Source organism: Spiroplasma endosymbiont of Halictus nicosiae (genome assembly GCF_978018445.1).
In genome coordinates, this window is sequence record NZ_OZ389573.1 from 1,146,549 (window position 1) to 1,167,864 (window position 21,316).

Sequence of the window (21,316 nt, forward strand, 5' to 3'; positions counted from 1 at the left end):
TTTTACTCCTTTTTGCATATTAAAATTGCTATTATTTAAACAATATGATTAAATAAAAGAGTAATTAATCCTGAAAATATAACAAAAGAACCAAGTTGGTTCTTTTTTTATTACCTATATTTTACATCAAAATAAAAAAAAGTAAATTATTTTACTTTTTTCAGTTAAATTAATTTGCTAATAATTAACACTTTAATTATAACACAATAAATAAAAAATAATATCTTTTTTTGCATTTTCATTATTTTTGTGCTAAAGTCCTAAACTATAGAAAAGAGGGTATAAAAATGATAAATGTTGATAACAATTTTTTAAAGAATTTTATTAATTTATTAAATATACAAAGTATTGAAATTATTCAACAAAGTTTAGAAGATTGTGATGAATGAATTTTTAAAAATTATAAAATTGATGAAACTTTAAAAGAATTTAAAAATTATAAAGTAAAAGAAATAAAATCAAGAAAATTAACTATTTTAAATGGGAAAATAACTTTTAAAAGAAGAAAATATTATAAAATTAATCAAGAAACAGGTAAAGAAGAATATATTTTTCCTTTGGATAAACTTTTAGGAATTAAAAAATGACAAAGAATAGATAATTCTGTTAAAGAAAAAATATTATCATTTATTGGCAATAAAAAAACATATCAAGATATTTTAGATACTATGGAACATGTAAAAATTTGTATAAAAACAATTTCAAATATTATGAAAAATGCAAAAATTGATAAAGAATATTATATTAATAAAACTGATAAAAAAATAAAGGTACCTCATACTTTATATATTCAAATTGATGGAACTTATTTAAAAATGTGAAATGAAAATAAAAAGGGGAAAGAAAAAATAAAAAAACATAGTATATTTTCAACTGTTCATACTGGTTTTGATAAAACAAAATCAACTAAAAAAGACCTGTAATTGCAAATAAATTAGGAGTTATAGAACTAGATAATATTCCAGAATATATTAAAAAAATAGTAAATTAATTAATTTTGTTAGTAAATTATTTACATTAATTACAAGTTATTATGATATTAATGACAATATTGAATTTATGGTATTAGGAGATGGTGCACCTTGAATTAAAAATATGGCAAAATTTATTCAAGAATATTTTCCTAAAAATAAAGTACATTTTACACGATAGATAAATTTCACCTTACAAGTAGATTTAAAAAATTATATCCTTATCAAAGTAAAAACAAAGAAAACAGAGAAACATACCATAAAGCAGTCGATTATTTTTTTAATGGTAAATATGAAGAATTATTAGAACGCTTAGAAAACAGTGCTTCTTTTATAAAAGAATCAAAAATGAAATTCTTAAAAGAGACAATTAAATTAATTAAAAATAATGAAGAAGGTGTCAGAAACCAAACATTATGAAATAATATTGGTTGTCATATTGAGGGTGATATATCACATTACTGTAAAGGTGTTTTGGTTAAAAAAGCAACTTATCATGAAAAAACTCTTAAAAATAAATTAAATACTAGTATGATGAATTTTAAAAATAAAATTAATTTATTTAATACTAATGAACCATTAGAAGAAAATAGAATTAATTATGAGGTTTAATATGTAAATTGTAAATGCAAATGTAGCACTTTATTTGATTTCATTATAACATCAATAAAATAAATGTTCAATATAATTTATTTTAAAAAAATTTAGTAGTTTTGTCTTAAATTTATGAATTTTGACACACCGAAAAATAAAATGATTAAAATTTTATAAGTAATTATATTAAAAATTAAACATTTGTATAAAAACTTCTTTTGAAGATAGTCAATGTAAAGATTTTTTAAGTTTAGAATTTATTATATTGGCAACTTCTTGATAATAATTTCTTGAATAAATACTTAAATCAATTCCTTTGGAAAATCAATGTCTAAAATCACAAATTGCTCTTTCAACTTTGGGTTTTTGTGTTGGAGTTCCAGCGTCACAAAAATATACTTTAGCATTTGTTATTTTTTCAATTTTTTCTCAATCAGCAAATTCTTTGCCTTGATCTGTTATTATTCCTTTGCATCTATCTTTAAAAAATCTGTTAGAAAAAATTCGTTTTAATGCGTTTGTAACTTCTTTTGTTGTTTTTTCTTTTAATGGTTCAAGAATTTTAAATTGCGTTAATTCTTCGATTAAAACTAAACAAACACTATTATTTTTACCAACCATAGTTTCCATTTGAAATCAACCAAATTCATATTTATCATGTTTTGCTTCTTCAATAGTTCTAAAATTTCTTATTTTGCCGTGATTATCAATCCTATTTTTTGTTTTATATTTTCTACCATGAAAATACAAATTATATTTCTTGAAATTTAAAAATCCCAAATGAATATATTTATATAAAGTTTTAAAACATACTGGAAATTTAATACCAAACTCTTTTTCATATTTTTTACAGATTTGTTCTGGTGAATCATGAAATTTGTTATATTTTTCATCTAGTCATTCTAAAATATTTAGCAATAATGATGATTTTTAAAAACATTTTTGTTGTTTTTGTAAATAATCTTCGTGTGCTAATTTAGCGTCATATTCATTATCTTTTAACCTTTTTATTTCTCGTCTAATTGTATTTCGATTTTTATGCAATATTTTTACTATTTTAGATATATTGGGTTTACCATTTTTTCTTTTTAAAAAATCAAGTTCTAATAAATCTTTTAACATTACTCTTTCTTTAAAAGTAAAATGATGCTTTGTTTTATCCATTTTAAAAAATCATTTCTTTTATATACAAAGTTAATTATATAGTTTTTTGAGGTTTTGGGCGAGCGGTTGATTTTCTTAAATTTTTGTGATAAAATAATTTATAAGTTAAAAAAATTTTTGAGGTTCTTTCAAACAAATTTGGGAACCTTTATAAAATTCTTCGCTTAACGCTTAGAATTTTTCCCAAGTATTTTGAAAAGCGCGGCAAAAGTTTTTTTAAACTTTAAGTAATTTTTCGCAAAACTTATGAAAATCACCCTGAGCCCAGATTTAGTACAATATAATCAAAATAATAACCATTATAATTCATCTCCTTTCTAAAATATATTTAAAAGCGCTTGTATATATATAATGTCAATAATAGATCTTGATAAAAAGTTTCAAGATTAAAGAAAGGAAATTATACAAAATGAAAAAACTTTTAAGTTTATTAAGTGTATTAATTATTAGTGGAACTGCTGTCCCAACAACAATTGCCGCTAGTTCTTATCAAAAAGAAGAAAATATAATTAGTGATATTAGTTATTTACAAACAAATAATTTAAAAAATTTAAATTATAAATGATGAGGGTGTTTCGTTCTCAAGTGTAATTGAATTATTTAACACAAACCCGATAATTAAGGAAAGTTTTGGATATAATTTAAAGAAAATTGATTTAACTCGATTATTTTGAAATAGATTAAATGATATAGAAAAAAGAATGTGGATAAGACATTTAATATGGGAATCTCTTTCTAGACAATCTCCTATTATGTTTGGTGGTTTATTTGATGACGACGAATATGATGATGAAGGATGTGATAGCTCTTATCATGCTGCATTAATTGTTGGAATCAAACCAAATAAAGAAAATATACTTGAAGATACTTATTATGTTAGAGATCCATGAAGAGACAGTGAAGCTGAATTTATTCCAGATCAAACTACAGAAATTTCAATGACGGGGGAACAAATTTTTAATATTTTATTTAATCAAGTAGAATTAAAATATGAAAAAAATATTAAGTCTTTTGGGAACAATCACTTTAATTGGAACAAGTACAACAAATTTAGTTGCTTGTAATAATAAAACTAAAATACATAAATATACACCCGAAGAATTGGAACATTTAAAAAAAGAAAACTAAATAGATACAACAAATGAAACTATTAAAAACAATTTAGAATGAATAGCACCACAAGAAAAACCATTTATTGAAATTGATAATAAGTGATATTTTGTTATATGACATGGTTTGTTTAATAATGAATGAAAAATTAGTATGTTTAATAATAATGCTATACAAATAAGAATTGATACCACTAGCGATTGATTAATGAAGAATTTTGGTGATTTACAAGTTGGATATGGTAAAAGTTGAAAAGATTGAACAAATTATCCAAATTATTTTAAATCAGTTTATCTTTGAAACAAAAAAAATTATCCAAATACACCAATTATTGACCCTAAAACAAGGCAAATTACAGATTGAAATTTAAAACAACAAAGTATTGGTGAAAAAAAACAAAGACAATAACAATAATGTAACTGTTAAAAACAAAGATATTTCAGAAAACTCCATTTATCAATTAGAAGCAAATTATTTTAATTGATTATCATTAACAAACGAAATAGAAACAAACAATATTCCTTCTTTAATTCCTGCTGAAATTAAATTGTCCGATGGAGAATATGGTAAGTATTTAACTAATTTAATTGTTTCTAATAACAAAATAGAAGATTATTTAAACTATTTTTCGCAATGATATATTTTACTTTATTCTAAAGCAGTTTGAATGAGCATGACTAAAAATTTAGTTGAAGATTTAGAAATATAAAAAGTCAGTATTGTACTAAATTTGGGCTCAGGGTGATTTTCATAAGTTTTGCGAAAAATTACTTAAAGTTTAAAAAAACTTTTGCCGCGCTTTTCAAAATACTTGGGAAAAATTCTAAGCGTTAAGCGAAGAATTTTATAAAGGTTCCCAAATTTGTTTGAAAGAACCTCAAAACTTTTTTTAACTTATAAATTATTTTATCACAAAAATTTAAGAAAATCAACCGCTCGCCCAAAACCTCAAAAAACTATATAATTAACTTTGTATATAAAAAGGTTAAAAGATAATGAATATGACGCTAAATTAGCACACGAAGATTATTTACAAAAACAGCAAAAATGTTTTTAAAAATCATCATTATTGCTAAATATTTTAGAATGACTAGATGAAAAATATAACAAATTTCATGATTCACCAGAACAAATCTGTAAAAAATATGAAAAAGAGTTTGGTATTAAATTTCCAGTATGTTTTAAAACTTTATATAAATATATTCATTTGGGATTTTTAAATTTCAAGAAATATAATTTGTATTTTCATGGTAGAAAATATAAAACAAAAAATAGGATTGATAATCACGGCAAAATAAGAAATTTTAGAACTATTGAAGAAGCAAAACATGATAAATATGAATTTGGTTGATTTCAAATGGAAACTATGGTTGGTAAAAATAATAGTGTTTGTTTAGTTTTAATCGAAGAATTAACGCAATTTAAAATTCTTGAACCATTAAAAGAAAAAACAACAAAAGAAGTTACAAACGCATTAAAACGAATTTTTTCTAACAGATTTTTTAAAGATAGATGCAAAGAAATAATAACAGATCAAGGCAAAGAATTTGCTGATTGAGAAAAAATTGAAAAAATAACAAATGCTAAAGTATATTTTTGTGACGCTGGAACTCCAACACAAAAACCCAAAGTTGAAAGAGCAATTTGTGATTTTAGACATTGATTTTCCAAAGGAATTGATTTAAGTATTTATTCAAGAAATTATTATCAAGAAGTTGCCAATATAATAAATTCTAAACTTAAAAAATCTTTACATTGACTATCTTCAAAAGAAGTTTTTATACAAATGTTTAATTTTTAATATAATTACTTATAAAATTTTAATCATTTTATTTTTCGGTGTGTCAAAATTCATAAATTTAAGACAAAACTACTAAATTTTTTTAAAATAAATTATATTGAACATTTATTTTATTGATGTTATAATGAAATCAAATAAAGTGCTACATTTGCATTTACAATTTACATATAAACCTCCTAAATTACTCCTTTAATTTTTTGGTCAATTTGTAATATTCTTCAACCATCTGATGCTAAATCTAAAATATCGTTAATTTTGTAATGTTGCATATAAGAAACAAAAACATCTCATCTATTTTTAAATAAATTTAAGTACATTTTTGCTCATTCTAAACATTGTAAATCATAATGATTTTTATGATGTGAAATACGACAATTAATAGGCTGACAATTAACTCAATCAAATGATGTTTTTATTTCATTCCAAGTTTTATTAATATATTTACTTTTATATTCTGTCATTATAATTCCTCCTAGTTTTAACTCGCTGGCACTTTCACTTGGGAGTGAGTGCCAGCGAGAATTAGTTATATAAGTATTTATCTATTTATTTACTACGCCATCCGCTTCACTGGGGGTGAGCGGTGGCGGTATGTTAATTATTTGAATGTTTAATAATACACATTTGTTTTTTTAATATTGACGCCAGACATATATATGTCTTCCTTTATCCGTGCCCATTTGTGCTTTCGCTCTGGGATTTGACGCTCAGTTTTTGAAATTAAATTTACTCGCACCCATGCAAAGGACCGAATGCTAAATGCAAATTTAATTGTTTGTGTCACCATCTCAATATTTATTGTCGTTTGATGTTAGCCTTGGACACATCATGACTATCGCTTAGTTCTAATGAACCAGCGCCGATTTACATATTTCCTCATACACTGTTTCATTACTCGCATCGGCTGGCTGTGGGAATGAGTATAAACTCATGTTCTTATGGAAGCACTTAGTTATTTAAAATAACCGTCCCACTCTGCATTAAGTTGTTTTGTAAAATTTAAGTTTTAAAAACCCAGTTTCTCAATCAAAGATAATTTTTGAATTTTCTAAACGTTTATAAAACCGCTTTTGTGTTTTATCTTTTACTTTATTCAATAAATCTTTATGTTTTTCACAAGTTCATAAAACTTTATTTGATAAAAATTCTTCGGTAATGAATGATATTACTTTATAACAATCATTAACATCACATATTTTTTGTTGCTTAATTATCATTACCTCCTTTTAGGAGTTGTTTTATTTCAAATAAAAAAACAACCCTTTAATAAGAGTTGTTTTGTTCTAATTGGTTTACACTATACATATTCATAATTTCATCAAGGTAATATTTTCACGTTAGCAAAAAAGAAATATTCATTTGAATTTTGTTTCTTTTGAACTAAATAGCAATTATCTTTAATGGTATAATTTTTTTGTAATGTTTGAATTTTAACTATTATCCTCATCAACATAATGTTATCTACTAAATAAATTAGTCATACACTACTTCAATCATATACTATTTTTGAAAATTATTGTAGTTTTTAACTAAATTTATTTCATAAAATTTTATTTTTAAGACATTTGCCTTTCTACAATAATTTACAACTTTTAACAAATGTGCTAATATAAGTAATATTAATAGGAAGAGAAAGACTATGAAAAAAAATATTCTAACGATTTTAAGTGAGTATAAAAAACGACTATTAAATGATAAATCAGTGGGAGACATTTTTTTAACCAGAATTAACACAAAAAGTAAAAATATTATTAATTTCTTAGACTTATTATTTTTATCAAACCAAGACCCAGAAAAAGTTTGAAAAAATATTAATAAGAAAGAAAATCTTATTATTACTAAATTATCTGGAGAAACAATTAGGGAAATTTGTGGTTACGTTGGAGGAATTATTAATAAAAGTAAAAATGATGCAGAATTTGCTTCACACTTAAAGCAACATGCATTTAATAAGTATCCCATTTTGCATTATTCAAAAATTCTTGAATTTATTTTTACATTGTTTGTTAAGAAAGACGGAAAAAAAGTTAGTGAGGAAAGCTTATTAAAATTAGAAAAAATTATTAGTGAAAAAACAACAAAAATTTTTAATAAATTTACGCGAATTTTACAAGATGCTAAATTATATTACTTTGAACGAAACATTAATCTATTATATATTGGTTGACCATACATTGAAGGACTAACACAATCACAAAAAGTTTTTCGTGCGCCATTATTATTGTGACCACTTAATGAACTTAGTCGCACAAAAACTAAAATTGTTTTAGCAACAAAACATGATGAAATTTTATTAAATTCAGCAATTCGCTTAAGTCAAATTAAATATAGTAATTATAATGTTGCAGAATTTAGTTTTGATTCTCTAACTTTAACAGATGATATTTTTCAAAAAACAATTACTGATTTAAAAACATTAGGATTTAAGATTAAAAATGAAGATAAAATAAATTATTTATACAATTTAAATTACTACAAACAAAATGAGCAATTATCTTCTAATATTGTTGATAACTTTGATAAATATTTAATTAATAATTATCAAGTTAATAATTTAGGATTAGTTTTTGATTGTTATCTTGGAATGTATAATATTTCATCAACAACGTTATATCGTGATTATTGTGATTTAGAGAAAGTTTCTGATCATTCTGTTAGTCAAATGTTTCAAAATGAATATAATATTGAGGAGGATTGAGCAGAAAACCAACTGCGATATCAAGAAGAATTAAATGAAAGAACAGTAATGGCAATTAACAATTATGATATTTCTCAAAAAGTGGCCATTAAGAAAGCATTAGAAAAAAATACAATTATTCAAGGACCACCTGGAACAGGAAAATCTCAAACAATTAGTAATTTAATTGTTAATAATTTATGTCGTGGGGAACGTGCTCTATTTTGTGCTGAAAAACAAGATGCAATTAAAGTTGTTTATAATAATATGAAAAAAATTCAAAATTATTGTTTAATGATTACTAACTTAGAAGAAAAAGAGAGTTTTTATCAAAAAATTTTAGATAGTATTAATAATATTAATCAATTATATCCAGAAGTAGAAAGTGCAATGTATCTAACTAAAATGGATCAGTTATTTGATAATATTAAGAAATATAAAATTTTTGCGCGCCAAAATACTTATCAAGATTATTTACAATTTTTAAATAATGTTAAGGACCATCCATTATCATTAGATTTTGAATTATTAAGTCAATTTAATTATTTTGAATTAGAATATGAAGATTATTATTGTCATTGTCATCGAATTTATCAAAATACAATGATAGTTCAAAAATTTTTAGCATTGTTTAATGATTTTCCGCATTTTGCAGAAATTTATCATCGTTTTCGGGCAAAAGAATTTAAAAAAATGTTAAAAAAAGCAGAAGGTTTAAAACCACATAAATTTTTAGCTTTAATATTTAATGTATTAAAAAATAATATTGTTAGTTATACGATTAATAGTGTTGATGAAAATAAATTTAATTTATTTAAAATTGAGGAAGCAGCTTTAATTGATGCATTAACAAGGGAATTTAAAAATATTGATTATTTTGTTAATCGTTTAGAAATGATTGACCAAAATGATCGTCTTCGTCGGGAAGACAAAAATTATGACTTATATACTTACTTAGGAACTGTTGTTAAAACTGAAGCAGATATGCCATTAATTTATCAACATTATTTTGTTCATTGTTTTCAATCAGAACATGCTGAGTTATTAAAAGTTGGAACTTTAAATTGACGAGAAGAACTAACTAAATTAAGCAATCAATCAATGGTTAATACAACAGAATATTTAACTTATTTATACCATCAACAAATTCGGGATGTTATTAAAACAAATTATATTGAAACATTGCCTAAAATTATTGAAGAATGTCGAAAGAAAACAAAACGGTCAATTACTTATTTTTTAAAAAATAATTATGAATTAATTAAAATTTTATTTCCTGTTATTATGGTAACCCCAGATATTGCCTCGCAATTATTACCATTAAATCATCAAGAATTTGACCAATTAATTTTTGATGAAGCATCACAAATTTTTGTTGAGCGCGCAATTCCAATTATTTATCGGGCAGAACGAATTTTAGTTGCTGGGGATAAAAAACAATTAGGACCAACAAATTTCTTTTCATCTCGGTTTGATTATGATGGATTAGAACAAAACGAAGAATTATTAGCCCTTGAAACAACCTTAACTGATAAGAGTTTGCTTGATTTTGCTAGTAAGCAATATAATTCTAGTATGTTACGATTTCATTATCGGTCAAAGTATAGTGAATTAATTAATTTTTCAAATGCCGCTTTCTATGATAATAATTTAATTATGATTTCAAATAAGACAAAAAAAGATTTTCCATTAAAATTAATTGATGTTCCCGATGGGGTATGAAAAAACCGCGGGAATATTCCTGAAGCAAAACGAATTGTTATGTTACTAAAAGAAATTATTACAACTCGAAAACAACAAGAAACAATAGGGGTTGTTACTTTTAATGAAGTGCAAAAAAACTTAATTTGACAATATTTAACTGAGGAATTTGAAAAAACACCAGCATTAGAAAAAGAATTACATCGAATGCATAATGGTGGTAATGAAGGATTATTTGTTAAAAATCTTGAAAATATTCAAGGTGATGAACGTGACATTATTATTTTTTCAATTGGTTTTGCCCGAGATGAAAATAATAAATTTGCACAATTTTTTGGTCCTTTATCGCAAGCAGGTGGTGAGAATCGCTTAAATGTGGCAATTACGCGGGCTAAAGAAAAAATTTATATTGTTAAGTCATTTCCATCAGCATTAATTTCAGAAGATTCAAAACATCCTGGTCCGCGGTACTTTAAATATTATTTAGAATATGTTGAACAATTAAACCGTGGTAAAGATCAAGAAGACAAAGTATTAGCAAAGTTAACAACAGCAAAAAGTTATGACCAAGAACAGCAAATTTCTAAAATTAATCGACAATTTACAACAGAAGTTGCCGCTGCTTTAACAGCAGCCTTAAGTGGTTATGAACGTTATCAAATTGCAACATATACAGTGCAAGGAACTTATCAAATTGATGTTACAGTATATGATCAGAAAAAGGACCATTATGTATTAGGCATTATTTGTGATGATTTAACATATCCAATTGGGGTTGAACAAAAAGAATATGATTTTTATCGTCAAAAGTATTTGGTTGACCGCGGATGAAAAATTGAAGCAATTTTACATAGTAATTGATTATTTAAAAATTACCAAGCAGATATTATTAATATGATTGTTCAAAAAATTATTGGTAAATAGGAGGCCTTATGAAATTTGATTTAACTAAAATTAAAAAAATGAAAAATCTTAAGGATTTAGAAATATATTTATTTAAAACATATTTACCAAAAAATGGTAATCGGATTATTAAAGCAGAATTATTAAATTTAATTCATACTTATTTTCCAACCGTAACTTCTGACCAGGCAAATCAATTTATTACATTATTAAAAGATAACCGGGTTATTTTTCTCCGCGGATATCATTATGTTGGTAATGAAACATTAGAATCATTTAGTCGACAAGAACAAGAAAAAGAAGACATAGTTGAACCATCTGTGTCGCCTTCAACAAAGCCAATTGCAAAGTTAAGTTCTAATTATGAACAAAAAGAAAAATCTGAACCACCAGCAAAAGCAACATCACCACGCAAAACAATTGATTTTAGTAGTCTATCTTTCCCAGACCGGTATCTCAATTTTATTCAGTTATTATATCCAATTAAAAATGAAAAGGAAAAACCTGTAATTGCTTTACATGATATTCCTGATTTAATAGTTAATAATTCTTCTAATGAAGAAAAATATTTTAAATTTAACAAACAACATATTATGACAAATGATGACGATAATTATATTGACCCAACAAAACGGAATATTATTTTAAAAGATGACCCTGAACCAATTGTCAAAGAACCTTCGGAATGAACAACTGTTAAATCAGAAAAATTAACATTTGATTTTTCTAATCCAACTAGTTCTGAAGCAATTTGACGAAAAATGAGTATTAGTCAATATCGAAAATATTTTTTATCATATCATCAAATTATGCCGTTTCAGTACCAAGGATTGAATAAGTTTTTTATTGATTATTTATTAGCTTTACCAATTAATGATAAATTAATTACAAATTATTATAGTAATGTAATTGTGAATAAAAAAATTTATCAAGTTTTGTATGATAATTATCTACGAAATCGGATTAAGTATGTCTTTTTAATTGATTATAATTTATTTTATGATGTTCCTTTAATTCAAAAGAACCTTTATAAATATCATAAAGAAGTTAAAACAGCTGCTGAAAACATTATTCTTAATTTATTTATGCAATTTTTAAGTTCAACTTTTAATGTTAATGAAAAAAAATTACAAATTAGTCCAGAGGTTATTAGTCAAATTAAAGCTTTTTATTGATCATTTAATCAAAAAATGCATTTATTTGAATTTAAAGATTATATTTTTTCAACAAACCCAAAATGAAAAGAAGAATATGCAATGAATTTTATTAACTTTTTTGAAGGATATAAATTTACTTCAAATCAACAAGCAATTAATTTAATTATTGATCATTTGGAAAGTGATAAACTATTAGAATTATTAAAAGAAAATATTAATAAAATTAACTTTAAAAAAACAACAATTAATGACCAAGTCCTATGATATGATGTTAAAACTAGTTGTCATTTATTAGATAATGAATTAACATATATTAAAGGAAATTTATTAAATAATATTCAAACTATTTTCGAAGAGACAATTAGTTAAAAAGTGCTATTAAGATTAACTTAATAGCACTTTTTTAATTAAATATTTATAAAAATCTTATTTTATAACATTTTATCTACAAATTGTCATACTTTTTAAAAGTAATTATTGGCCGATGTCATATAACTTTCTACTGTTTTTAATGATTCACTAGTAAAATGTTTAATATCATCTCAGTGTGAGTAAGCATAATAACCACCATAAATAGCTGCTCCAATTATTGGAATCATAATAATTTGGTTTACTCAACCAAATTCATCTCATTGGCCTGTTTTTAAAGAATGACCATTAAACATACGAAAACCAATAAAAAATAAAATTGTCATTCCAAACATCTCCATTGCTGCTCGCACACGTCCCAGTTGATTAGCAGCCATTACCACTTTTTGTGTTGCTAAAATTTGGCGAACAACATCAATTACAAAATCGCGAGCAATTAACAATACAACCATTCAAACTGGAATAATGTTTGCACAAGCAAAGACAATTAAAACAGTATTTGTCAGTAATTTATCGGCGATTGAATCAAAAAATTTACTGAATGTTGTGACTTGATTGTAGCGACGAGCAATAAAACCATCTAATAAATCAGTTAAACTAGCAATAATAAATAAAATCCCAGCAATTAAATAACTAATTGGCAATGAATAAGTAACATTATCTCCTTTAATTGTTAATCATTGATCTCATCCATTATATAAGGAACTATTTTCAAATGGAACAATTACCATTAAAGCAATAATAACTGGGATTAAAAAAATCCGAATTAATGTAATACGATTAGCTCAATTCATTTTAAGTCCTCTTTTCTAAAAATATCTTATCCTTGATATGTTAATATTACTTATATATTATATTATATAAATGTATAATATTAAAGAAAGTTTATGAGGTGAGGGGAAAAATGGTTAAAGAACTAGTACAATTACTTCAACAAAAACAAATAACAATTGCAGCATATGAATCAATAACAGGAGGTCTTTTTAGTCATTATATAACTAATATTCCAAATGCTAGTCATGTTTTTTAGACAGTATTGTTACTTATACTAATGACATTAAAATTAAACTTGATCATGTTTCCCAATCAATAATTACAAAATATGGTGTTGTTTCAAAAGAAACAGCTGAGGAAATGACTTTTGCTTATCAAAAACAATTTAATAGTGATTTTGCCATAAGTTTTACCAGTAATGCTGGTCCAGGCCAATTAGACAACTTGCCAGTTGGAACTGTGTTTGCAACTATTCTTTTTCAAAACCAAGCAACAACATTCGCATTAACATTTAATTCAACTTGATCACGAGAAAAAATAAAAATTGCAACTGTTACAACAATAATTAAACATTTACAACAAATTTTAGAAAAAGAACAAGGAATTAATAGTAAAAAAAGATAAAAATAAACAGAAAGGAGAATAAAATAATGGAAGATAATAAACCAGTTCCTCCAGAAACAAAAACCGTTGACCAAGATGAAATTTTAAAAACAGTAATGAAAGAAATCGAAAAAACATATGGTAAAGGCGCTATTATGAAATTAGGGGATAAAAGCAACCTAACAATTGAAGCTGTCTCAACTGGAAGTTTATTACTTGATGAAGCAATTGGAGTTGGTGGTTATCCTAAAGGACGAATTATTGAAATTTTTGGGCCAGAATCATCAGGAAAAACAACTCTATCATTACATGCTATTGCTGAAGTACAAAAAAATGGTGGGCGAGGAGCCTTTATTGATGCTGAACACGCTTTAGATCCAAATTATGCTAAAAAACTTGGTGTTAATATTGCTGAATTAATTATTGCCCAACCTGATTCAGGTGAACAAGCATTAGATATTTTAGAAACACTTGTTAAATCGAATGCAATTAATTTAGTTGTCATTGATTCTGTTGCCGCATTAGTGCCCAAAGTAGAATTAGAGGGAGAAATGAGTGATGTAACAATTGGTGCGCAAGCACGTTTAATGAGTAAAGCTTTACGAAAATTAAACGGAGTAATTAATAAAACAAATTCAATCGTTATTTTCATTAATCAAATTCGCGAAAAAGTTGGTGTTTTATTTGGTAATCCTGAAACAACAGCAGGGGGGCGTGCTCTTCGTTTTTATGCTTCTGTCCGATTAGATGTTCGTCCTGCTGAAACACTAACAACAGCAGGAGTAGCAACCGCCAATAAAGTAAAAATTAAAGTGGTTAAAAATAAGGTCTCACCGCCTTTTAAAACAGCTCTTGTTGATATTAATTATAATGAAGGAATTGATAAATATTATGAATTAATTGATTTAGCAGTAAAATATGATATTTTAGCAAAAACCGGGGTATGATATGCTTATCAAAATAATAAAATTGGTCAAGGCCGAGAACGTGTAAAAGAATATTTAAAAATGAATCCAGCAGTTTTTTTGGAAATTCAACAACAAATTATTAATAATTTTAAAACAAGATAACAAGATTAGTTAAATGAAACATAATAAAAGAAAAAGTTATTCAAAGAATAACTTTTTCTTTTATTATTTCGCATTCTATTTAGTCTTTTTTTGTTTTTTAAAATGACATTTTTCTAATAAAATCCGAAACTCATTCGTATCTTTTTTCCGAATAACATTAATTAGTTTAATTATAAAGATAATACTAGCGAAAAAAGCTTGTAAAATATTTGTAACAGCTATTTGGTAATTAATTTCTGGACTAATAACAGCATAACAAATTCAAACTAAAGAAGCAGTTATTAGTGTAAATTGTACTATGAAGTGTAGCAGTTTATTTGTTATCATTATAACATCAATAAAATAAATGTTCAATATAATTTATTTTAAAAAAATTTAGTAGTTTTGTCTTAAATTTATGAATTTTGACACACCGAAAAATAAAATGATTAAAATTTTATAAGTAATTATATTAAAAATTAAACATTTGTATAAAAACTTCTTTTGAAGATAGTCAATGTAAAGATTTTTTAAGTTTAGAGTTTATTATATTGGAAACTTCTTGATAATAATTTCTTGAATAAATACTTAAATCAATTCCTTTGGAAAATCAATGTCTAAAATCACGAATTGCTCTTTCAACTTTGGGTTTTTGTGTTGGAGTTCCAGCGTCACAAAAATATACTTTAGCATTTGTTATTTTTTCAATTTTTTCTCAATCAGCAAATTCTTTGCCTTGATCTGTTATTATTCCTTTGCATCTATCTTTAAAAAATCTATTAGAAAAAATTCGTTTTAATGCCTTTGTAACTTCTTTTGTTGTTTTTTCTTTTAATGGTTCAATGATTTTAAATTGCGTTAATTCTTCGATTAAAACTAAACAAACACTATTATTTTTACCAACCATAGTGTCCATTTGAAATCAACCAAATTCATATTTATCATCTTTTGCTTCTTCAATAGTTCTAAAATTTCTTATTTTTCCGCGATTATCAATCCTATTTTTTGTTTTATATTTTCTACCGTTAAAATACAAATTATCTTTCTTAAAATTTAAAAATCCCAAATGAATATATTTATATAAAGTTTTAAAACATATGGGAAATTTAACACCAAACTCTTTTTCATATTTTTTGCAGATTTGTTCTGGTGAATCATAAAATTTGTTATATTTTTCATCTAGTCATTCTAAAATATTTAGCAATAATGATGATTTTTTAAAACATTTTTGTCGTTTTTGTAAATAATCTTCGTGTGCTAATTTAGCGTTATATTCATTATCTTTTAACCTTTTTATTTCTCGTCTAATTGTATTGCGATTTTTATGCAATATTTTTGCTATTTTAGATATATTGGATTTACCATTTTTTCTTTTTAAAGAATCAAGTTCTAATAAATCTTTTAACATTACTCTTTCTTTAAAAGTAAAATGATGCTTTCTTTTATCCATTTTAAAAAATCCTTTCTTTTATATACAAAGTTAATTTATAGTTTTTTGAGGTTTTGGGCGAGCGGTTGATTTTCTTAAATTTTTGTGATAAAATGACTTATAAATTAAAAAAGATTTTGAGGTTCTTTCAAACAAATTTGGGAACCTTTATAAAATTCTTTGCTTAACGCTTAGAATTTTTCCCAAATATTTTGAAAAGCGCGGCAAAATTTTTTAAACTTTAAGGCATTTTTCACAAAACTTATGGAAATCACCGCGAGCCCAGATTTAGTACAATATAATCAAAATAATAACCATTATAATTCATCTCCTTTCTAAAATATATTTAAAAGCGCTTATATATATAATGTCAATAGATAATGATAATGAATCAATTTGTTCTTTTGTTTCAGCTGTTACTCATCAAAATTCAAATCATGATGAATTTAAAAGAAGCATAGAATCTAATTGTGAATTAAATTATTATCTTGCGTCAAATTCTTGAACACCAAGAAAAATTACTGAAGTACAAGGGCAAGTAACTGCAACAGCAATATTTCAAAAAGATGGTGCAGATAATATAAAATCTAGTAGTTTATATGTTGCAACAACAAAAGGATTATATTATTTTTATAGAGATTCTTGAAATCCAAGCAAAATTACTGGAATTAATGAAATAATTACTAATATTAATCTTGCACCAACCGGAGCAGCATACTTTACAATTTAAAATGAAAAAAATATTAAGTCTTTTGGGAACAATCACTTTAATTGGAGCAAGCACAACAAGTTTAGTTGCTTGTAATACACCACAAAAATATACAACCGAAGAATTAGCAAAAATAAAAGAAGAAAACAAAATAAATACTACTAACCAAGAAATAAGAGATAATTTAGAATGAATATCATTACAAGAAAAACAATTTAATCAAATTGATAATAAATGATATTTTGTAGTATGGCGAAATGATGATAATGGTGATTTAAAAATTAGTAAATTTAAAAATAATGTAAAATTGAATATTGGCGAGACATATAATATTAACGAGAGCTTACTTTTATTCAATAAAAATTTTGCTGCTAATTTAAAAATTGATTTAGAAGTTATTTTAAAAAACGGAATTCCAATTACCTGATTTTTTGATAGGGATAGCACTTTTTTAAAATCTGTTTATCGTTAAAATGGAAATAAAGAACCAAATACACCATTTATTTCACCTAAAACAGGACAAATTACAGATTGGAATTTAAAAAATCAAAATAATATCAATAACAATAATGATGAAATTAAAGTAACTGTTTAAAACAAAGATATTTCATAAAATTTTATTTATCAATTAGAAGCAAATTATTTTAATTGGTTATCACTAACAAATGAATTAGAAACAAATAATATCCCTTCTCTTATTCCTGCTGAAATTAAATTATCAGATGGCGAATATGGAAAATATTTAACTAATTTAATTGTTTCTAATGACAAAATAGAAGAATATTTAAACTATTTTTCACAATGATATAGATTACTTTATTCTAAGGCGGTTTGAGCAAATATGACTAAAGATTTGGTTGAAGATATTATTAAAATAACTTATGATGAAAAACTATTTATTTTAAATCAAATTGAAATATGGGGCATATGAGGTTATGGAAATTATGATATTATAATTTTTACCGAAAAAGAACAAATTAATATTAACAATTTGGAATTATTTAGTAGAAATAATGAAAAACTATCATTAATTACATTAGAAATATAAAAACTCATTTAATTAATTAAATGAGTTTTTATATTTATTTATCTTCAACTTTTATTTCACCAGTTTTAGAATCAACAGTTAAACTAGGAATATTTGTATTAAAATTTCAACGATAAACAGATTTTAAAAAAGTGCTATCCCTATCAAAAAATCAGGTAATTGGAATTCCGTTTTTTAAAATAACTTCTAAATCAATTTTTAAATTAGCAGCAAAATTTCCATTGAATAAAAGTAAGCTCTCGTTAATATTATATGTCTCGCCAATATTCAATTTTACACTATTTTTAAATTTACTAATTTTTAAATCACCATTATCATCATTTCGCCATACTACAAAATATCATTTATTATCAATTTGATTAAATTGTTTTTCTTGTAATGATATTCATTCTAAATTATCTCTTATTTCTTGGTTAGTAGTATTTATTTTGTTTTCTTCTTTTATTTTTGCTAATTCTTCGGTTGTATATTTTTGTGGTGTATTACAAGCAACTAAACTTGTTGTGCTTGCTCCAATTAAAGTGATTGTTCCCAAAAGACTTAATATTTTTTTTATTTTAAATTGTAAAGTATGCTGCTCCGGTTGGTGCAAGATTAATATTAGTAATTATTTCATTAATTCCAGTAATTTTGCTTGGATTTCAAGAATCTCTATAAAAATAATATAATCCTTTTGTTGTTGCAACATATAAACTACTAGATTTTATATTATCTGCACCATCTTTTTGAAATATTGCTGTTGCAGTTACTTGCCCTTGTACTTCAGTAATTTTTCTTGGTGTTCAAGAATTTGACGCAAGATAATAATTTAATTCACAATTAGATTCTATGCTTCTTTTAAATTCATCATGATTTGAATTTTGATGAGTAACAGCTGAAACAAAAGAACAAATTGATTCATTATCATTATCTATTGACATTATATATATAAGCGCTTTTAAATATATTTTAGAAAGGAGATGAATTATAATGGTTATTATTTTGATTATATTGTACTAAATCTGGGCTCGCGGTGATTTCCATAAGTTTTGTGAAAAATGCCTTAAAGTTTAAAAAATTTTGCCGCGCTTTTCAAAATATTTGGGAAAAATTCTAAGCGTTAAGCAAAGAATTTTATAAAGGTTCCCAAATTTGTTTGAAAGAACCTCAAAATCTTTTTTAATTTATAAGTCATTTTATCACAAAAATTTAAGAAAATCAACCGCTCGCCCAAAACCTCAAAAAACTATAAATTAACTTTGTATATAAAAGAAAGGATTTTTTAAAATGGATAAAAGAAAGCATCATTTTACTTTTAAAGAAAGAGTAATGTTAAAAGATTTATTAGAACTTGATTCTTTAAAAAGAAAAAATGGTAAATCCAATATATCTAAAATAGCAAAAATATTGCATAAAAATCGCAATACAATTAGACGAGAAATAAAAAGGTTAAAAGATAATGAATATAACGCTAAATTAGCACACGAAGATTATTTACAAAAACGACAAAAATGTTTTAAAAAATCATCATTATTGCTAAATATTTTAGAATGACTAGATGAAAAATATAACAAATTTTATGATTCACCAGAACAAATCTGCAAAAAATATGAAAAAGAGTTTGGTGTTAAATTTCCCATATGTTTTAAAACTTTATATAAATATATTCATTTGGGATTTTTAAATTTTAAGAAAGATAATTTGTATTTTAACGGTAGAAAATATAAAACAAAAAATAGGATTGATAATCGCGGAAAAATAAGAAATTTTAGAACTATTGAAGAAGCAAAACATGATAAATATGAATTTGGTTGATATTAAATGGACACTATGGTTGGTAAAAATAATAGTGTTTGTTTAGTTTTAATCGAAGAATTAACCCAATTTAAAATTATTGAAGCATTAAAAGAAAAAACAACAAAAGAAGTTAAAAACGCAGTAGAACGAATTTTTTCTAACAGATTTTTAAAAGATAGATGTAAAGAAATAATAACAGACCGCGGGAAAGAATTTGCTGATTGAGAAAAAATTGAAAAAATAACAAATGCTAAAGTATATTTTTGTGATGCTGGAACTCCAACACAAAAACCCAAAGTTGAAAGAGCAATTTGCGATTTTAGACATTGATTTTCCAAAGGAATTGATTTAAGTATTTATTCAAGAAATTATTATCAAGAAGTTGCTAATATAATAAACTCTAAACTTAAAAAATCTTTACATTGACTATCTTCAAAAGAAGTTTTTATACAAATGTTTAATTTTTAATATAATTACCTATAAAAATTTTAATCATTTTATTTTTCAGTGTGCCAAAATTCATAAATTTAAAACAAAACTACTAAATTTTTTAAAAATAAATTATATTGAACATTTATTTTATTGATGTTATAATGATAACAAATAAACTGCTACACTTCATAGTACAATTTACAAAGAAAAAAAAGAAAATATAAATCGTTATCCTTTAGATTAAGAATTAGGTTTAAAAAAATACGAAAGAATTGAAATAAATTTAAAAAATAAATATGTGTCTTTTATAGGTGATGGAAAAAGATATAAAGATATTTTACATATAACAGAGAATGCAAATAGAAAAGTCAACAAAAACCAGAATAAAAATGAAAAAGAAAAAAGGCGTTTTTCAAATGATGAATAAAAATCATAAGAATAAAAATAATAAATCTAATATTGATAATTTTATTGATAAAATTTTTAAATCAATGGATACTTATGATATTAATCAAATATCAAATAGATTTAAACAATTATTCCCAAATCGAAATAGAATCAAAATTCATAGAATAAAATATAAATTAGCAAAAATATATTTCTTTACTGGAAATTATAAATTATTATTAGATTTTTTAATATGTCATTTACCATATGTTAATGGTAATAAAAAAATATTTTTATTAGAAACCATTGAATTAATTAAAAGTAATGAAGAAGGTATTGTAAATCAATCATTAGAATATAATATTGGTTGTCATGTTGAGAGTGATGTATCGCATTATATTAAGGCCGTTAAAGGGCGTGGCGCAAAAATATATTGTAAAGAAACATTTATCAATATGTTAATTGCTTCTATGTTAAGACTTAATAATCAAATTAATGATGAGAAAGTTGATAAAACTAATAAAAATAATAAAGAAAAAATTGAATTTAATATATTTAATTTAAATCAATTTCAAAATCAATTTTTATCTTTATAAAAAAAATAAAAACCTTTTAAAATTAGCAATAACTTTAAAAAATATTTTTTAGTGTGTCAAAATTCA

Annotated in this window: 21 protein-coding genes and 4 pseudogenes; 17 read left to right on the top strand and 8 right to left on the bottom strand. The window is 24.2% G+C overall.

What is annotated here, in order from left to right; all coding sequences use genetic code 4:
* Positions 1 to 287: 287 nt before the first annotated feature.
* Both ACZ91P_RS07875 and ACZ91P_RS07880 read left to right on the top strand, forming a co-directional pair.
* Positions 288 to 923 (top strand): UPF0236 family transposase-like protein, encoded by a 636-nt coding sequence (locus ACZ91P_RS07875; protein WP_465158799.1) that lies wholly within the window; start codon positions 288 to 290, stop codon positions 921 to 923.
* A 396-nt stretch (positions 924 to 1,319) separates the two neighbouring features.
* On the top strand, positions 1,320 to 1,583 hold the full coding sequence (locus tag ACZ91P_RS07880; RefSeq protein ID WP_465158800.1) for a hypothetical protein: 264 nt from the start codon (positions 1,320 to 1,322) through the stop codon (positions 1,581 to 1,583).
* Positions 1,584 to 1,751: 168 nt separating this feature from the next.
* On the opposite strand, the pseudogene ACZ91P_RS07885 reads toward ACZ91P_RS07880, so the two are convergent.
* Positions 1,752 to 2,729, bottom strand: a pseudogene (locus ACZ91P_RS07885) (IS30 family transposase).
* A 409-nt stretch (positions 2,730 to 3,138) separates the two neighbouring features.
* On the opposite strand from ACZ91P_RS07885, the gene ACZ91P_RS07890 reads away from it, so the two are divergent.
* From ACZ91P_RS07890 to ACZ91P_RS07915, 6 genes and pseudogenes are all read left to right on the top strand, one after another.
* Complete coding sequence (locus ACZ91P_RS07890) at positions 3,139 to 3,333, top strand: hypothetical protein (RefSeq protein WP_465158801.1); 195 nt, start codon at positions 3,139 to 3,141, stop codon at positions 3,331 to 3,333.
* A 97-nt stretch (positions 3,334 to 3,430) separates the two neighbouring features.
* On the top strand, positions 3,431 to 3,793 hold the full coding sequence (locus tag ACZ91P_RS07895; protein ID WP_465158803.1) for a hypothetical protein: 363 nt from the start codon (positions 3,431 to 3,433) through the stop codon (positions 3,791 to 3,793).
* Entirely contained in the window at positions 3,741 to 3,857 is a 117-nt protein-coding gene (locus ACZ91P_RS07900) for a hypothetical protein (protein ID WP_465158804.1), read from the top strand. Before ACZ91P_RS07895 ends, ACZ91P_RS07900 begins: the two co-directional genes overlap by 53 nt.
* 108 nt (positions 3,858 to 3,965) lie before the next feature.
* Positions 3,966 to 4,247, top strand: a complete 282-nt coding sequence (locus ACZ91P_RS07905; RefSeq protein WP_465158805.1) for a hypothetical protein — start codon at positions 3,966 to 3,968, stop codon at positions 4,245 to 4,247.
* Positions 4,225 to 4,548, top strand: a complete 324-nt coding sequence (locus ACZ91P_RS07910; RefSeq protein ID WP_465158806.1) for a hypothetical protein — start codon at positions 4,225 to 4,227, stop codon at positions 4,546 to 4,548. The genes ACZ91P_RS07905 and ACZ91P_RS07910 overlap by 23 nt, the downstream gene beginning before the upstream one ends.
* Before the next feature lie 267 nt (positions 4,549 to 4,815).
* Positions 4,816 to 5,640, top strand: a pseudogene (locus tag ACZ91P_RS07915) (IS30 family transposase); the annotation flags it as partial.
* 176 nt (positions 5,641 to 5,816) lie between these two features.
* Here the strand turns inward: ACZ91P_RS07915 and ACZ91P_RS07920 are convergent.
* Both ACZ91P_RS07920 and ACZ91P_RS07925 read right to left on the bottom strand, forming a co-directional pair.
* Positions 5,817 to 6,101, bottom strand: a complete 285-nt coding sequence (locus tag ACZ91P_RS07920; protein WP_465158807.1) for a hypothetical protein — start codon at positions 6,099 to 6,101, stop codon at positions 5,817 to 5,819.
* Between the two features lie 519 nt (positions 6,102 to 6,620).
* Positions 6,621 to 6,857: a hypothetical protein gene (locus tag ACZ91P_RS07925; protein ID WP_338989369.1), complete on the bottom strand. Its 237-nt coding sequence runs from the start codon at positions 6,855 to 6,857 to the stop codon at positions 6,621 to 6,623.
* A 422-nt stretch (positions 6,858 to 7,279) separates the two neighbouring features.
* Between ACZ91P_RS07925 and ACZ91P_RS07930 the strand changes: the two genes are divergently transcribed.
* Both ACZ91P_RS07930 and ACZ91P_RS07935 read left to right on the top strand, forming a co-directional pair.
* On the top strand, positions 7,280 to 10,942 hold the full coding sequence (locus tag ACZ91P_RS07930; protein WP_465158808.1) for an AAA domain-containing protein: 3,663 nt from the start codon (positions 7,280 to 7,282) through the stop codon (positions 10,940 to 10,942).
* An 8-nt stretch (positions 10,943 to 10,950) separates the two neighbouring features.
* Positions 10,951 to 12,447 (top strand): hypothetical protein, encoded by a 1,497-nt coding sequence (locus ACZ91P_RS07935; protein WP_465158809.1) that lies wholly within the window; start codon positions 10,951 to 10,953, stop codon positions 12,445 to 12,447.
* Between the two features lie 95 nt (positions 12,448 to 12,542).
* On the opposite strand, the gene pgsA is transcribed toward ACZ91P_RS07935, so the two are convergent.
* On the bottom strand, positions 12,543 to 13,241 hold the full coding sequence (pgsA, locus tag ACZ91P_RS07940; protein WP_465158810.1) for a CDP-diacylglycerol--glycerol-3-phosphate 3-phosphatidyltransferase: 699 nt from the start codon (positions 13,239 to 13,241) through the stop codon (positions 12,543 to 12,545).
* Between the two features lie 110 nt (positions 13,242 to 13,351).
* Between pgsA and ACZ91P_RS07945 the strand changes: the two are divergent.
* Both ACZ91P_RS07945 and recA read left to right on the top strand, forming a co-directional pair.
* Positions 13,352 to 13,845 (top strand): annotated as a pseudogene (locus ACZ91P_RS07945) (CinA family protein).
* 26 nt (positions 13,846 to 13,871) lie between these two features.
* The gene (gene recA, locus ACZ91P_RS07950; RefSeq protein WP_465158811.1) at positions 13,872 to 14,894 is read left to right on the top strand and encodes a recombinase RecA; all 1,023 of its coding nucleotides are present in this window, start codon (positions 13,872 to 13,874) and stop codon (positions 14,892 to 14,894) included.
* 451 nt (positions 14,895 to 15,345) lie between these two features.
* On the opposite strand, the gene ACZ91P_RS07955 is transcribed toward recA, so the two are convergent.
* Positions 15,346 to 16,323 carry an IS30 family transposase gene (locus ACZ91P_RS07955; RefSeq protein ID WP_465158812.1) on the bottom strand — a complete coding sequence of 326 codons (978 nt, stop codon included), beginning with the start codon at positions 16,321 to 16,323 and terminating at the stop codon, positions 15,346 to 15,348.
* A 346-nt stretch (positions 16,324 to 16,669) separates the two neighbouring features.
* Here ACZ91P_RS07955 and ACZ91P_RS07960 point away from each other — a divergent pair, with 346 nt between their 5' ends.
* Together ACZ91P_RS07960 and ACZ91P_RS07965 are read left to right on the top strand one after the other, a co-directional pair.
* A complete protein-coding gene (locus ACZ91P_RS07960) occupies positions 16,670 to 17,032 on the top strand; it encodes a hypothetical protein (protein ID WP_465158813.1) in 363 nt (120 codons plus the stop codon).
* 1 nt (position 17,033) lies between these two features.
* Positions 17,034 to 17,483, top strand: coding sequence for a lipoprotein (locus ACZ91P_RS07965; RefSeq protein ID WP_465158814.1), 450 nt, complete (start codon positions 17,034 to 17,036; stop codon positions 17,481 to 17,483).
* Positions 17,484 to 17,650: 167 nt separating this feature from the next.
* Here the strand turns inward: ACZ91P_RS07965 and ACZ91P_RS07970 are convergent, their stop codons facing one another.
* The gene (locus ACZ91P_RS07970; protein ID WP_465158815.1) at positions 17,651 to 17,782 is read right to left on the bottom strand and encodes a hypothetical protein; all 132 of its coding nucleotides are present in this window, start codon (positions 17,780 to 17,782) and stop codon (positions 17,651 to 17,653) included.
* Between the two features lie 70 nt (positions 17,783 to 17,852).
* Here ACZ91P_RS07970 and ACZ91P_RS07975 point away from each other — a divergent pair, with 70 nt between their 5' ends.
* Entirely contained in the window at positions 17,853 to 18,059 is a 207-nt protein-coding gene (locus ACZ91P_RS07975; protein WP_465158816.1) for a hypothetical protein, read from the top strand.
* A gap of 34 nt (positions 18,060 to 18,093) precedes the next feature.
* On the opposite strand, the gene ACZ91P_RS07980 is transcribed toward ACZ91P_RS07975, so the two are convergent.
* Entirely contained in the window at positions 18,094 to 18,651 is a 558-nt protein-coding gene (locus ACZ91P_RS07980) for a lipoprotein (protein WP_465158817.1), read from the bottom strand.
* Positions 18,617 to 18,979, bottom strand: a complete 363-nt coding sequence (locus ACZ91P_RS07985; RefSeq protein WP_465158813.1) for a hypothetical protein — start codon at positions 18,977 to 18,979, stop codon at positions 18,617 to 18,619. The genes ACZ91P_RS07980 and ACZ91P_RS07985 overlap by 35 nt, the downstream gene beginning before the upstream one ends.
* A gap of 346 nt (positions 18,980 to 19,325) precedes the next feature.
* Between ACZ91P_RS07985 and ACZ91P_RS07990 the strand changes: the two are divergent.
* A pseudogene (locus ACZ91P_RS07990) lies at positions 19,326 to 20,303 on the top strand (IS30 family transposase).
* A 353-nt stretch (positions 20,304 to 20,656) separates the two neighbouring features.
* The gene (locus tag ACZ91P_RS07995; RefSeq protein WP_465158818.1) at positions 20,657 to 21,250 is read left to right on the top strand and encodes a hypothetical protein; all 594 of its coding nucleotides are present in this window, start codon (positions 20,657 to 20,659) and stop codon (positions 21,248 to 21,250) included.
* Positions 21,251 to 21,316: the final 66 nt, after the last annotated feature.